Here is a 12,804-nt window from a genome sequence, read left to right as displayed (position 1 = left end):
GCGCTCAATGGCGCACCCGCTCAGTGGCTGTCGCTGCCTTCTTGCAGCAGGTCGATTTGCTGCTTGGTCGATGCGATCGACACAGTAAGTGTCGAGTAAGTCCAGTGGCCGGCGTTTTCCTTGGCGACGAGGTACACCGTCGCCTCGCCTTTGCTGCCTTTCAGCGGAATGGCCAACTGTGCCGCGCCATTGTCGTTGGAGGTCTGAATGCTGCCGGTGGTGAAGTAGCCGGTGGTAATCGGCTGACCGAGCGCGGCCACCACGGCGGGGTTGGCACTGGCCCGTATGACGGCTTGCTGATACGCATCGGACGATTTCATCATGCCGAAGACCAGCGAGATGACGCCGAACATCGCCGCGCCGAGCAGTACCACGATCGACACACAAAGGACTGGGACGAACCATTTCCAGTTGCGGCTATACCAGTTGGGCTGTGCGTTGGCGTTCATGCGTCTCCCTGGGCTGCGATGGACTATCGATGGCCGTCACTCGCCTGGCCAGGCCGCAGTGTAACCAGCCAGCGCCGATGAAACATGCTTGATCGTGGCCGGCGCTGGAATACATGGACGGCGGCATGATGCTCTTGGCATGCTGTCCTAAACTTACTGGAGCATCCTGATGCAATATCGCCGTCTTGGTAAAACCGGCCTGCAACTGTCCGCGTTGTCGTTTGGCGCCTGGGTGACTTTCGGCCAGCAAGTGGGGCGCTCGCTGGCCCGCGATCTGCTGGCTTTGGCGCACGATCGCGGGGTGAATTTTTTCGACAACGCCGAGACCTATAACAACGGTATCGCCGAGACCTTGATGGGCGATGTGCTGGCGGATCTGCGCTTTCCGCGCGACAGCTATTGCGTGTCGAGCAAGGTGTATTTCGGCGCGGTGAAAGATCCGCTGCCGACCCAGCGTGGGCTCTCGCGCAAGCACGTGCTCGAGGCTTGTCATCAGGCCTTGCATCGCTTGCGGGTGGAATACCTGGATCTGTACTTCTGTCATCGGCCCGATCCGGATACGCCGATCGAAGAAACCGTTGCCGCCATGGATACCTTGGTACGCCAGGGCAAAGTGTTGTACTGGGGTACCAGCGAATGGCCGGCTGATGCGATTCACGCGGCGCATCGCATCGCGCGGGAAAACCATATGTATGCGCCGTCGATGGAGCAGCCCGAATACAACCTGCTGCAGCGCAGGCGGGTCGAGCAGGAGTATGCCGAGCTGTATGAGGCGTATGGCATGGGCACCACCATTTGGTCGCCGCTGGCATCGGGCGTACTGACCGGTAAATACAACGATGGTGTGCCGGCGGATGCCCGATTGGCGCAGCCGGGTTACGAGTGGCTGCGTACCGGCGCGCTAGGGCAGGGCGATCAACGCATCGCCAAGGTGCGCCAACTGCAACCCATCGCCGATGAGCTTGGCGTGCCCCTGGCGCAGCTGGCCATCGCCTGGTGCCTGACCAACCCCCATGTGTCCACCGTGATGCTGGGCGCTAGCCGGCTGGAGCAGTTGGAGCAGAACTTTGCCGCGCTGGAGCTGCTGCCAAGGCTGGACGCCGCGGTGTTGCGGCGGATCGAGCAGATCGTCGCTTAGGCCATGTCGGGTGCAAGGGCCAGCTGGCTGAGCCGCGGCGATGGGGTGCGGCTATCGCGGCTATAGGTGTTGACTATCAAATGAGAATCATTATCATCAACTTCGCCCTTGGCTGATTGCGGAACCTCACATGTCGATGTCTACCTTGTCCTTGTCGTCTGCACACGTTGAAGCGCCGGCCCGTCTTTTGCGTTTGTTGAGCCTTAATAAACCCGCTGCGACCGGCGTGACCACGCTGGCCCGGCGCATTTCCAGTCAGGCCTTGCTGGAAGGCGCGCGCGAGCTGGTGATCCAGCATCAGGGCAGCGAGTACCACCTGCGCCTGACCCGTAACGACAAACTGATTCTTACCAAGTAGCTCGCTGGGGCACGGATGCCCTTGGCTGGCCTGGCCGGATCCTTCGAGGTCGTTCCAAGCCGACTTCCCCGGTCGGCCCCATCTTTGGCCTATCGCCAGTGCGGCGCGTCCGGTGCTCTGGCCGGACCCGTCGCCAGCCGGGTCTCCTTTTGAAAGGAGCACGATGATGTTTGGCTGGTTTTCGCATGACGCCGGAGTCGTTGCTGGCGTACCTGCCCTTGCTGGGCAGCGTGTTGTATCTGCCATCGCGTGCCAAGCCGGCGCCTGCCCAGATGCTGGCGCCGGGCTGGCTGGTCGAGCGCGCCGAGCTGGAACCCCTGCTGCACACCTGCTGGTTGGTCGCCGCCAGTGACGTCCATGCCGATGGTCCGCGCGAGTGGATCGAATGCGTGGATGCGCAAGGGCGCCTGCGCGCGCGGCTGCATCTTTTGCCGGATACCGACTATCTCGCCTGGGATGCCTTGCTTGCCAGTGGTGATCCATTGACCGCACCAGCGCACCGCCGCGTACAGCATCCCTTTCGCCTGGCCAGTGCCTCGGTGATGGCGTTTCAGCACCGCCGCCTGGCAGGCCTCAACATCGTCAGCGCGGTGATGCCGCCACAGCTCTCATCGCTGGGCAAAGGCATTGCCTGCGAGGTGGCGCGAGCCGAGGCGTTGCCGCTGGAACAGCCCGGCGGCTAAGCGTCCGCAGGCGGACAATGTCCGCCTGTCCGTGAGATTGTCCGCGGACAGTGGCCGTCTCGCCCGCGATGTTTGTAAGGCATTGAATTATTGAGTCTATCTTGACCTTTCCAGGTTGGCACGACGTTTGCTGATACTGGTCAGGGGCCGCACTGCTTGCGGCTAGGGACTCATCCATGATTCGCGATACCTCCGCTCAAGACCGCCTGGTCGAGGTCAAACCCACTCGTAAGCGTCTGCTCATGATCGGCGGCGGCGTCGCCGTGCTGGCCGTGTTGGCGCTGGTGCTGCCGCAGGCCAGCCGCCTGTTTTCTGCCGATGCCTCGGTGAGCAGTTCCCGGCTCACCTTCGGCGTGGTCGAGCGTGGCTTGTTTGTGCGCGACATCGCTGCCGAAGGCAAGGTGGTAGCGGCGGTCAGCCCCACCCTGTATGCGACCTCAGGCGGTGCGGTGACCTTGAAGGTGCATGCCGGCGATTCGGTCAAGAAAGACCAGGTGCTGGCGAGCATCGTCAGCCCCGAGCTGACCAACAAGCTGGCGCAAGAACAAAGCGCCGCCGACGCGATGGAAGTGGATTACAAACGCGCCCAGATCGACGCCCGCAAAAAGCGTGGCGAGTTGCAGAAGGCGCTGGATAACGCGCAGATCGATGAAAAATCCGCCAACAGCGATCTGAGTCGTTACGAGAAAGCCTTTGCCCAGGGCGCGGTGCCAAGCCGCGATGTGGACAAGGCCAAGGACACCCTGCAGAAGGCCCAGATCACCACCCGTCATGCCAAGACCGATCTGGGCATGGATGGCGACAGCCAGAACTTCGATATTCAATCGAAGAAACTCGCCTTCGAGCGCCAGACGCTGCTGGTGAAGGATTTGCTGCGCCAGGTCGATGACCTCAATGTGCGCTCGCCGGTCGATGGCCAGGTGGGTCAGTTGTTCATCGCCGAACGCGCCACCGTGGCCAAAGATGCGCAACTGCTCAGCGTGATCGATCTGTCCGCGCTGGTGGTCGAGATGAAAGTACCGGAAAGTTTTGCCCGCGACCTGGGTATCGGCATGGGTGGCGAAATCACCGGCAACGGCAATACCTGGAAGGGCCTGGTCAGCGCGATCTCGCCCGAAGTGGTCAATGGCGAAGTGGCAGCGCGCCTGCGCTTCGACGGCGAGACGCCTAAACAGCTGCGCCAGAACCAGCGCTTGTCCGTGCGCATCCTGCTCGACAAACGCGACAACGTGCTCACCGTGCAACGCGGCTCCTTCGTCGACGAATCCGGTGGCAGCTATGCCTACCTGGTGCGCGACGGTGTTGCCGAGAAGCACCCGATACGCGTCGGTGCCAACAGCATCGACAAAGTGGAGATTCTCGACGGTCTGAAAGAAGGCGACCGCATCGTGGTCTCCGGTACCGATAGTTTCAAAGCTGCGGCACGCGTCGCGATCAGCCGCTAATCATGGCTCCCTCTTCTGCGACCGAAGGGAGCCCCCTTTCGGGACATGCAGGGGAGGGCTGGGAAGGGTGCAGGTTCGCCGAATACCGGAACAATCCGCCTCACCCTTTCCAACCTCTCCCGGCACAGCGGGAGAGGAGTTAAAAAAACCACCACCGAAGGATTCAGCCATGCTCAAGATGACTCACCTGTCCAAGGTCTACCGCACCGAAGTAGTGGAGACCTATGCGCTGCGCGATTTCAATATCGATGTGAAAGAAGGCGAGTTTGTCGCCGTGACCGGCCCCTCCGGCTCGGGCAAGACGACCTTTCTCACCATCGCCGGTTTGTTGGAAACGTTCACCGGTGGCGAGTACCACCTCGATGGCGTCGAAGTGAGCCATTTGAATGACAACGCGCGCTCAAAAATTCGCAACGAGAAGATTGGCTTCATCTTCCAGGCGTTCAACCTGATTCCCGATCTCAATGTGTTCGACAATGTCGAAGTGCCGTTGCGCTATCGCGGCATGAAGGCCGCCGAACGCAAAAAACGCATCATGGAATCGCTGGAGCGTGTTGGCCTGGCCTCGCGTGCCAAGCACTATCCGGCCGAGCTGTCCGGTGGTCAGCAACAGCGCGTGGCGATTGCCCGTGCCTTGGCCGGTTCACCGCGTCTGCTGCTCGCCGACGAACCGACCGGCAACCTGGATACCCAGATGGCGCGCAGCGTGATGGAGCTGCTCGAAGAGATCCACCGCGAAGGCGCCACCATCGTGATGGTGACGCATGACCCGGAACTGGCCGCACGCGCGCAGCGCAATGTGCACGTCATCGACGGTCAGGTGGTCGACCTGGCGGAAGACCCGCGCTTCCACGCGCATGTGGCACAGGTGGCCGACGCCACTCACGGGCGCTGACCGAAGGGCCTCTTCCCCGGCGCTGCCGGGGAAGAGTGGGGGAGAGTAACCGCTTCAGTCATTCGAGACTTTCATGTTTGCTTATTACTTTCAGCTTGGCCTGCGTAGCCTGCGCCGCAATCCGATTCTGACCGCGCTGATGGTGATGGCGATCGGCTTTGGGGTGGCCGCGTCGATGACTACGTACGCGGTTTTTCGCGCCACCTCAAACAATCCGATTCCCGAAAAATCGTCGCAACTGTTCGCTGTGCAGATCGATAACTGGGGCCCGGAAGACACCAAGAATGGCGAGCCCAGCAGTTCGCTGAGCTATACCGATGTGATCGGCCTGATGGCTGCACACAAGGCCAGGCGGCAGACCGCGATGTATCCGGTAGGCCCCTCGGTCATTCCCGCCGATGCCCATCTATTGCCTTTCAACGTCAATAGTTATGCGGTCTATGGCGACGCTTTTCCGATGTTCGATATCCCGTTTCTGTACGGCAGCGGCTGGGGCGCGGCCGAGGACGACGGGCATGCGGCCGTGGTGGTGATCGCCCGGGCGATCAACGACAAATTATTCAACGGCGCCAACAGCGTCGGGCGCGAGATCAATATCGATGGGCGCAACTATCGGATTACCGGCGTGATGGATAGCTGGAATCCGCAACCGCTGTTCTTCGATCCGGTCAACACCTCCGGCTTTGATGATCCGGTGGATTTGTTTATCCCGTTCACCCGCGCCATCGAACTGAAGATGGGCACCGCCGGCAATAACAACTGCAATAAGAATTCAGGCGATGGCTGGGACGCGTGGCTGCACTCGGAGTGCATCTGGGCGCAGTACTGGGTCGAGGCGAGCAGCAAGGCCGATGCGGATGCCTATCTGCGTTCACTGCAAGGCTACGCCGCCGAGCAACAGCGTGCAGGGCGTTTCCGCTGGCCGCCCAATGTGCGTCTGCGCAATGTGCAGGAGTGGCTGGAGTTTCAAAAGGTGGTGCCGCCGGAGTCGAAGATCTCCTTGCTGGTGGCGCTGGCGTTCTTGCTGATCTGCCTGGTCAATACCGTCGGGCTGCTGCTGGCCAAGTTCATGCGCCGTGCCGCCGAGATCGGCGTGCGCCGTGCGCTGGGTGCCTCACGCCGCGAGATCTACGGACAGTTTCTGATCGAGGCCGGTACGGTCGGCCTGGCCGGTGGCTTGCTCGGCTTGCTGTTGACCGGCTTAGGGGTGGTCGGCGTGTCCTGGGTGTTCGATCCCAAAGTGGCGCGGCTTGCCACGCTGGATGCTTCGTTGGTGGCCTTGACCTTGCTGGTGGCGGTGTTGGCCACGGTGATGGCGGCGTTTTATCCCACCTGGCGGGCGGCGCAAGTGCAGCCGGCCTGGCAACTGAAATCCAACTGAGCGCGGAGCCATCAACATGCAGATCCAACCGATACTCGCCGCACTCAAACGCCACAAGGCCGGCACCTTTCTGATTGCCCTGCAGATCGCCCTGACCCTGGCCATCGTCTGCAATGCCTTGTTCATCATTCAGCAGCGAGTGGAGCGGATTTCACGCTCCACCGGCATGATCGAAACCGATTTGATGGCGATACAAAACATGTGGGTCGGCTTGTCCGACGAAAACGCATCCGAGCCGTTGATCAAAGCCGACCTCCAGGTATTGCGCCAATTGCCCGGCGTACAGGACGCGCTGGCGACCAATTCCTACCCGTTGCGTGGCGGCGGCTGGTCGACCGGCGTCCGGCTCAATCCCGAGATGAAAAAGCCGGCAGCTCAAACGACGCAATATTTCGTCGACGATCACGCGCTGGCCACGATGGGGGCCAAGCTGATTGCCGGACGCAATTTTCGGCCGGACGAAGTGGTCGCCATCGATCCCAAGAAGTTTCAGTTCTCGCCGACCGTCATGGTAACCAAGGCGCTGTCCGACAAGCTTTTTCCGGGCAGCTCGGCGCTGGGTAAGCAGATCTATCTGTCTGATGGCACGCCACCCAGCACCGTGGTCGGTATCGTCGAGCGGCTGCAGGTGCCGTGGAAGGGCGGCTTCGCCGATAACTTCGAAGCCAACTCCACCCTATTGCCGGTACAGCTCACCGGTAACTTCACCACCTATCTGATCCGCAGCAAACCGGGGCAGCTCGCCAGTGTGTTGAAAGCTGCGCCTGAGGCCTTGTTCAAGGCCAACCGGATGCGCGTGCTACCCAGCGAACGCGGCGTGCGCAGCTTTGCCATGGTGCGCCAGGATGCCTACAAGAGCGATCGCGGCATGGCGATCTTGATGGGCATCATCTGCGTGGTGCTGCTGGGGATTACCGCCGCAGGCATCGTCGGCCTGACCAGTTTCTGGGTCGGTCAGCGACGCAAACAGATCGGCGTGCGACGCGCCCTGGGCGCCACCAAGAACGACATCCTCACATACTTCCTGACCGAGAATCTGTTGATTGGCCTGGGCGGTGTGCTGGTCGGCGCGTTGTTGGCGATGGGCATGAATCTGTGGCTGATGAAGCAGTTCGAGATGGCCAGGCTATCGCCGCTGTACGTCATTACCGGGGTGATCGTTTTGCTCTTGCTCGGCCAGGGCTCGGTGCTGGCACCGGCCATGCGCGCAGCACGCGTACCGCCGGTTGAGGCGACCCGCTCGGTTTAATCCCATGGCTTCGCCTGCCCCATCCCCAGGGCAGGCTGGAAGCGGCACGTCGGAGGAAAGCATGTTCTTGCACTATGCCCAGCTCGGTTTCTTCAGCCTGCGTCGCAACCCGCTGCTGACGGCCTTGATGATTATGTCGATCGCCTTTGGCGTGGCGGCATCGATGGTGACCTATTCGGTGTTTCGCGCGGTATCGGGTGACCCGATTCCAGAGAAGTCGTCGCAGTTGTTCGTGCCCCAAGTTGACAACTGGGGGCCGCAATACAATCGCAAGGGCGAGCCCCCGGCGGCGTTGCCCTACACCGATGCAGTAGCCCTGATGCAGGCGCATAAGGCGAAGCGGCAAACGATGTTGTTCCCAGTGCAGATGTCGGTGACGCCCGATGAGGGGCGCTCGGGCAGCGCTCATAGCCTGCCATTCAAGGCGAACGGTTATGCCACCTACGCTGATTTCTTTGCGATGTTCGATGTGCCCTTTCAGTACGGCCAAGGCTGGGGCGCGCAAGAGGATGACAAGCATGCCGCCGTCGCGGTGATCAGCCGCGAGCTCAATCAAAAGCTATTCGCCGGGGCCAATAGCGTGGGTCGCGACATCGTGCTGGAAGAGCAGGTGTATCGCATCGTCGGGGTGACCGAGCAATGGAATCCCAAGCCGCGTTTCTTCGATATGTTCAGCGGCAATGCGTTTGTCGATACGTCGGGAATCTACATTCCCTTTACCCATGCCATCGATCTGAAGATGGAGACCAGCGGCAGCAACAGCTGCGGCAGCGGCAATCGTCGTGGCGGTAGCGGCTGGGACGGCTGGTTGCATGGCGAGTGTGTGTGGATCAGCCCCTGGGTACAGCTGGACAGCAAGGCCGATGCCGATAACTACCTGCAGTTTCTGCATGCCTATGCGCAAGAGCGGCAACATGCCGGGCGTTTCAACTGGGCGCCGAATGTGCGCCTGCGCAATGTCAACGAGTGGCTTGATTTCCAGCATGGCCAAGTTCATGCGCCGCGCACCGGAGATCGGCGTGCGCCGCGCACTGGGTGCATCGCGTGCCGATATCTACCGGCAGTTCTTGGCCGAGGCCGGCATGGTGGGCTTGGCCGGGGGCATCCTGGGTTTGTTCTTCACCGGTCTGGGCATGTTGGGGGCGGGCATGGTGTTCGAGCCGCAGATCGCGCGGCTGGCGCATCTGGATGCGACGCTGGTGGTGCTGACCTTGCTGGTCGCTATCGGGGCCACCGTGCTGGCGGCGTTTTATCCGACCTGGCGGGCCGCGCAAGTGCAGCCCGCCTGGCAGCTCAAGTCGAATTAAGGGAGCGGCCCATCATGCAGATCAAACCCATTCTGACCGCGCTACGCAAGCACAAAGCCGGTACCGCGTTGATCGCCATACAAATCGCGCTGACCCTGGCGATTGTCTGCAATGCGCTATTCATCATTCAGCAGCGCGTGGCGCATTTGTCCGAGTCCAGCGGTGTCGACGAAGCTCATCTTTTCGTGATCGAAAACCAATGGGTAGGCAAGCCGTCACCCGAAGAGCTGGACGCCAAGATGCGCGCCGACCTGAATGCCTTGCGGCAAATATCCAGCGTGCAGGATGCAACCGCCAGCAACTCGTATCCGCTTAGCGGCGGTGGTTGGGACGATGGCATCAAGCTGAATCCCGATCAGCCACAGGTCACGTCCGGATCGACGATTTACTTCGCCGATGAGCAGTTTCTGTCGACCCTGGACCTGAAGCTGGTGGCCGGGCGCAATTTTCGCGCCGATGAAATTGGCCATATGAATACCCGCGATACGTTGACGCCGTCGGTAGTCATCATTACCCGCGCGCTGGCCGAGAAGCTGTTCCCGCTGCCGAATGGTCAAGGCAATGCGGCACTGGGCAAGACGATTTATCTGATGAGCAGTCCGACCACGGTCATCGGCATTGTCGATCAACTGCAGGCGCAAGTGGTGTCGCGCTGGGCCGACGACTTCGCCCACCGATCGACCTTGGTGCCGATGCGGCTGACCTCGCCACAAGAAACGTTTTATCTGGTGCGCGCACGGCCCGGGCAGCTCGAAGCGGCCATGCACGCCGCAAAACCAGCGCTGCTCGCGCAAAGTTATAAGCGCATCATCAGCGACAAGGACGGCGTGAAAAGTTTTGCCGACGTGCGCGCCAAGGCCTATGAAAGCGATCGCGGCATGGCGATCTTGATGGGCATCGTCAGCGTGGTGCTGCTGGCGATCACCGCCGCCGGCATCGTCGGCCTGACCAGTTTCTGGGTCGGCCAGCGGCGACGCCAGATCGGCGTGCGCCGGGCATTGGGCGCCACCCGCGGAGACATTCTCAGCTACTTCATGACCGAGAATTTTCTGATCAGCAGTGGCGGTGTTTTCCTCGGCGTGCTGCTCGCCATCGCGATGAATCTGTGGCTGGTGATCCGCTTCGAAATGCACCACCTGTCGATGATTTACGTATTGATTGGGGCGTTGATCCTGCTCGTGCTCGGCCAGTGCGCGGTGTTTGCGCCAGCCATGCGTGCTGCACGGGTATCGCCGGTGGAGGCCACCCGGCCGGTTTAGTTTCTTGCTCGCGCCCTTGGCGACAAGGGAAGACATAGGGGAGTGCACATGTTTGGTTATTACTTGGATTTGGCGCTGCGAAGTCTCAGGCGCAACAAGATGCTCACCGCCTTGATGGTGGTGGCGATTGCGTTGGGCATCGGCGCAAGCATGACCACCTTGACCGTGCTGCATGTTCTTTCCGGCGACCCGTTGCCGGGCAAGAGCGCCACGCTGTTTTATCCGCAGCTCGACCCCAGAGATAGCGACGGCTATGTGCCCGGCAAGATGCCGATGGAGCAGGTGACCTGGATCGACGGCATGAATCTGCTGAAGTCCAAGCGCGGCGACCGGCAAGCGCTGATGAGTGGTGGCGATGTGCCGATACAACCGGATCAGTCGGGCATGGATCCGTTTTTCGCCGATGCGCGTTTTACCTCAGCCGATTTCTTTCCCATGTTCAACGCGCCATTTCTGTATGGACGTCCATGGAGTGAAGCCGAGGACAACAGCAAGGCGCGTGTGGTCGTCATCGGCCGCGAACTCAACGCCAAGCTGTATGGGGACAAGGACAGCACCGGTCAGGTCTTGCGCATGCAGGACACCGCGTTTCGCATTGTCGGCGTACTCGACGATTGGCGGCCTAATCCACACTTTTATGATTTGAACATGGGCAACTACTCCGACAGCGAGCAAGTGTTCGTGCCATTGAGCACCTCGCGTGATTTGCGCTTTGAGCATAACGGCTCGATGAACTGCTGGGGCAAGGGCGGCAGCGATGATGATCATCTCGAAACCTCAACCTGCGTCTGGCTGCAATTCTGGGTACAGCTGAACAGCCCGGCCAAGGCGGCTGCCTATGAGGAATACCTGACGCATTACTCGCAAGAGCAGAAAGCGCTGGGACGTTTTCAACGGCCGCCAAATGTGCGATTGCCCAGCCTGATGCAATGGATGGATATCAATAAGGTCGTGCCGGGTGACGTGCGCTTGCAGGCCTTCCTGGCCTTCGGCTTCCTGCTGGTTTGCCTGGTCAATACGGTGGGCTTGATGCTGGCCAAATTCATGCGCCGCTCGGCGGAGTTGGGCGTGCGACGGGCCTTGGGAGCTTCACGCAGGGCGCTATTTGCGCAGCTGCTGGTGGAATCGGGGGTGATCGGTTTGAGCGGCGGCCTGGGCGGCTTGTTGCTGGCGCTGCTCGGCTTGTGGCTGGTGCGCCACCAACCATCGGATTACGCCCAACTGGCGCACCTCGATGCATCGATGCTGTTGATCACCTTTCTGCTGGCCGTGGGCGCCACGCTGCTCGCGGGTCTTTTGCCGGCCTGGCGCGCCTGCCAGATCACTCCTGCCTTGCAATTGAAGAGCAACTGACATGGACATCCTGCCGATTTTCTCAGCCCTGCGCCGTCACAAGATCACTGCCTTGCTGGTGATCCTGGAAGTCGCCCTGACTTGCGCCATCGTTTGCAATGCGGTGTTTCTGATCACCCAGCGGATTGATCGCATCCATATGCTTAGCGGTGTGGCCGAGCATGAATTGATCGATATTCAGATCTCGCCGATCAGCGCCACGACCGACAGCGTGCCGCGAATGAATGAGGATTTGGCGGCCTTGCGGCAGATCCCCGGTGTTACCGCGGTGGCTTCGAGCAATCAGCTTCCCTTGGGTGGCAGCTCCTGGAACGCTGGCATCAAGATTGCCCGCGACCAGAAAGAATCCACGCTCAATGCCACCACCTATTACGGCGAGAACATGCTGGAAACGCTGGGCACCCAGCTGGTTGCCGGACGCAGTCTTTTGCATGATGATTTTTACGATTTCGATGCCGTGGTCAAGGCCGGCAGCACCAGCGATACCAAGAACATGCCCAAGGTGGCCGTGGTCACCCAGGCTATGGCCGACCGACTCTGGCCAGGCGTGTCGCCGCTGGGCAAAGAATTGTTCATGGGCGACAACATTCCCATTACGGTGGTGGGGGTGGTCGCCCATCTGGTCAGGCCGTCATTCAGCGATAACGCGGTGGCCGAATACAGCATGGCCTTTCCCATTCGCATGGCTGCCGGTCGCTATGTGATACGTACCGCGCCGGAAAATCGCGAGCGTGTGCTGGCTGCCGCACTGGCCAAGCTCAAACAACTCGACCCCAAACGCGTGGTATTGAAAAAACAAACCTGGGATCAGGTTCGCGAGAAATTTTTCCAGAATGACCGCGCCATGGCCGGTTTGCTGTTGGGCGTATGCGTGGCGCTGCTGGTGGTCACCGCGCTGGGCATTGTCGGCCTGGGCAGTTTCTGGGTAGCGCAGCGGCGTCGGCAGATCGGTGTGCGGCGTGCCCTGGGGGCGACCCGCAGGCACATTCTTCGCTACTTCCAGACCGAGAACTTTCTGCTCGCCACGATCGGCATTGTGTTGGGCATGGCGATGGCCTACGGCGTCAACCTGCTGCTGATGGTGCATTACGAACTGCCGCGCCTGCCGATGATGTACTTGCCGATGGGCGCCGTGGTGCTGTGGCTGATTGGTCAAGCCGCCGTGCTCGGCCCGGCGCTGCGTGCGGCAGCGGTGCCGCCGGTGGTTGCTACGCGATCGGTGTAACGAGCGGCTTAGCTCCTCCCTTGTCGGCAGGGGAGGAGCCAGGGAGGGCCAACCTCAGGGTA

The 12,804-nt window shown here is 60.9% G+C and carries 11 protein-coding genes and 1 pseudogene; 11 read left to right on the top strand and 1 reads right to left on the bottom strand.

Annotated features, from left to right (window positions below; translation table 11 throughout):
• Positions 1-20: 20 nt before the first annotated feature.
• Positions 21-449 (bottom strand): cytochrome c oxidase assembly factor Coa1 family protein, encoded by a 429-nt coding sequence (locus OUZ52_RS02300; protein WP_266156687.1) that lies wholly within the window; start codon positions 447-449, stop codon positions 21-23.
• 169 nt (positions 450-618) lie between these two features.
• Here OUZ52_RS02300 and OUZ52_RS02295 point away from each other — a divergent pair, with 169 nt between their 5' ends.
• The 11 genes and pseudogenes from OUZ52_RS02295 (at position 619) to OUZ52_RS02245 (ending at position 12,742) form a co-directional block, all read left to right on the top strand.
• Positions 619-1,587: a potassium channel beta subunit family protein gene (locus OUZ52_RS02295; RefSeq protein WP_266156685.1), complete on the top strand. Its 969-nt coding sequence runs from the start codon at positions 619-621 to the stop codon at positions 1,585-1,587.
• A gap of 130 nt (positions 1,588-1,717) precedes the next feature.
• Complete coding sequence (gene hemP / locus OUZ52_RS02290) at positions 1,718-1,945, top strand: hemin uptake protein HemP (RefSeq protein ID WP_266156684.1); 228 nt, start codon at positions 1,718-1,720, stop codon at positions 1,943-1,945.
• Between the two features lie 170 nt (positions 1,946-2,115).
• Positions 2,116-2,628 (top strand): hypothetical protein, encoded by a 513-nt coding sequence (locus tag OUZ52_RS02285; protein ID WP_266156683.1) that lies wholly within the window; start codon positions 2,116-2,118, stop codon positions 2,626-2,628.
• 176 nt (positions 2,629-2,804) lie between these two features.
• Positions 2,805-4,073 carry an efflux RND transporter periplasmic adaptor subunit gene (locus OUZ52_RS02280; RefSeq protein ID WP_266156682.1) on the top strand — a complete coding sequence of 423 codons (1,269 nt, stop codon included), beginning with the start codon at positions 2,805-2,807 and terminating at the stop codon, positions 4,071-4,073.
• A gap of 169 nt (positions 4,074-4,242) precedes the next feature.
• Entirely contained in the window at positions 4,243-4,968 is a 726-nt protein-coding gene (locus OUZ52_RS02275) for an ABC transporter ATP-binding protein (RefSeq protein WP_266156681.1), read from the top strand.
• 73 nt (positions 4,969-5,041) lie between these two features.
• Complete coding sequence (locus OUZ52_RS02270; RefSeq protein ID WP_266156680.1) at positions 5,042-6,349, top strand: ABC transporter permease; 1,308 nt, start codon at positions 5,042-5,044, stop codon at positions 6,347-6,349.
• A gap of 16 nt (positions 6,350-6,365) precedes the next feature.
• Complete coding sequence (locus tag OUZ52_RS02265; protein ID WP_266156679.1) at positions 6,366-7,598, top strand: ABC transporter permease; 1,233 nt, start codon at positions 6,366-6,368, stop codon at positions 7,596-7,598.
• Positions 7,599-7,659: 61 nt separating this feature from the next.
• Positions 7,660-8,905, top strand: a pseudogene (locus OUZ52_RS02260) (ABC transporter permease).
• Positions 8,906-8,919: 14 nt separating this feature from the next.
• A complete protein-coding gene (locus OUZ52_RS02255; protein WP_266156678.1) occupies positions 8,920-10,164 on the top strand; it encodes an ABC transporter permease in 1,245 nt (414 codons plus the stop codon).
• Between the two features lie 48 nt (positions 10,165-10,212).
• Positions 10,213-11,517, top strand: a complete 1,305-nt coding sequence (locus tag OUZ52_RS02250; protein WP_266156677.1) for an ABC transporter permease — start codon at positions 10,213-10,215, stop codon at positions 11,515-11,517.
• A 1-nt stretch (position 11,518) separates the two neighbouring features.
• Entirely contained in the window at positions 11,519-12,742 is a 1,224-nt protein-coding gene (locus OUZ52_RS02245; protein WP_266156676.1) for an ABC transporter permease, read from the top strand.
• Positions 12,743-12,804 lie beyond the last annotated feature (62 nt).

This window comes from Dyella silvatica, from assembly GCF_026283955.1.
GTDB classification, from domain to species: domain Bacteria; phylum Pseudomonadota; class Gammaproteobacteria; order Xanthomonadales; family Rhodanobacteraceae; genus Dyella_C; species Dyella_C silvatica.
Note: the sequence above shows the minus strand (reverse complement) of the source record. Positions and strands in the feature narration are given on the sequence as shown.

Bases quoted from the DNA above. Each gene is read 5' to 3' on its own strand.
- OUZ52_RS02300 (WP_266156687.1), bottom strand. From the start codon at position 449: ATGAACGCCAACGCACAGCCCAACTGGTATAGCCGCAACTGGAAATGG.
- OUZ52_RS02295 (WP_266156685.1), top strand. From the start codon at position 619: ATGCAATATCGCCGTCTTGGTAAAACCGGCCTGCAACTGTCCGCGTTG.
- hemP (WP_266156684.1), top strand. From the start codon at position 1,718: ATGTCGATGTCTACCTTGTCCTTGTCGTCTGCACACGTTGAAGCGCCG.
- OUZ52_RS02280 (WP_266156682.1), top strand. From the start codon at position 2,805: ATGATTCGCGATACCTCCGCTCAAGACCGCCTGGTCGAGGTCAAACCC.
- OUZ52_RS02275 (WP_266156681.1), top strand. From the start codon at position 4,243: ATGCTCAAGATGACTCACCTGTCCAAGGTCTACCGCACCGAAGTAGTG.
- OUZ52_RS02270 (WP_266156680.1), top strand. From the start codon at position 5,042: ATGTTTGCTTATTACTTTCAGCTTGGCCTGCGTAGCCTGCGCCGCAAT.
- OUZ52_RS02265 (WP_266156679.1), top strand. From the start codon at position 6,366: ATGCAGATCCAACCGATACTCGCCGCACTCAAACGCCACAAGGCCGGC.
- OUZ52_RS02255 (WP_266156678.1), top strand. From the start codon at position 8,920: ATGCAGATCAAACCCATTCTGACCGCGCTACGCAAGCACAAAGCCGGT.
- OUZ52_RS02250 (WP_266156677.1), top strand. From the start codon at position 10,213: ATGTTTGGTTATTACTTGGATTTGGCGCTGCGAAGTCTCAGGCGCAAC.
- OUZ52_RS02245 (WP_266156676.1), top strand. From the start codon at position 11,519: ATGGACATCCTGCCGATTTTCTCAGCCCTGCGCCGTCACAAGATCACT.